Annotated in this window: 1 protein-coding gene; it reads left to right on the top strand. The window is 48.7% G+C overall.

Going from position 1 to position 507, the window contains the following annotated elements; all coding sequences use genetic code 11:
* Positions 1–507: AMP-binding enzyme (locus VJL_RS20335; RefSeq protein WP_038882478.1), on the top strand; the 507-nt coding region annotated here is incomplete at both ends.

Genomic DNA, 507 nt, shown 5'->3' with positions numbered 1-507 from the left:
TGCCGGTAAAAGCAGGCTCTGCTACCAAGCCGATACCTGGATATCAGGTCGAAATTCTCAACGAAATGGGCATGCCAGTAGGTGCAAATCAGCAAGGTTTTGTGGCTCTGAAGCGCCCATTACCACCAAGCTGCCTACCGACTGTCTGGCGTAACCATGATCGCTTTGAAACCGGTTATCTAAGTCAATTCCCGGGTTACTACGTATCGGGAGATGGCGGTTACCTAGATGAAGATGGTTATCTGTTTATCATGGGGCGTATTGATGATGTAATTAACGTCGCAGGTCACCGTCTGTCTACTGGCGAGATGGAAGAAATCGTTGGTGGTCACCCTGCGATTGCGGAGTGTGCGGTAGTTGGTATCCACGATGAGTTAAAAGGTCAACTACCACTTGGCTTCGTGGTTCTTAAAGATGGTGTGAAGATTGATGATCTAACGCTAGAAGGTGAGTTGGTGGGTAAAGTACGCAACGAGATTGGCGCTGTGGCTTGCTTTAAACATGCGC

The organism is Vibrio jasicida CAIM 1864 = LMG 25398 (assembly GCF_000400365.1).
Lineage (GTDB): Bacteria > Pseudomonadota > Gammaproteobacteria > Enterobacterales > Vibrionaceae > Vibrio > Vibrio jasicida.
The sequence above is the reverse complement of the archived record's forward strand: the minus strand, read 5'-3'. Positions and strand labels throughout refer to the sequence as shown.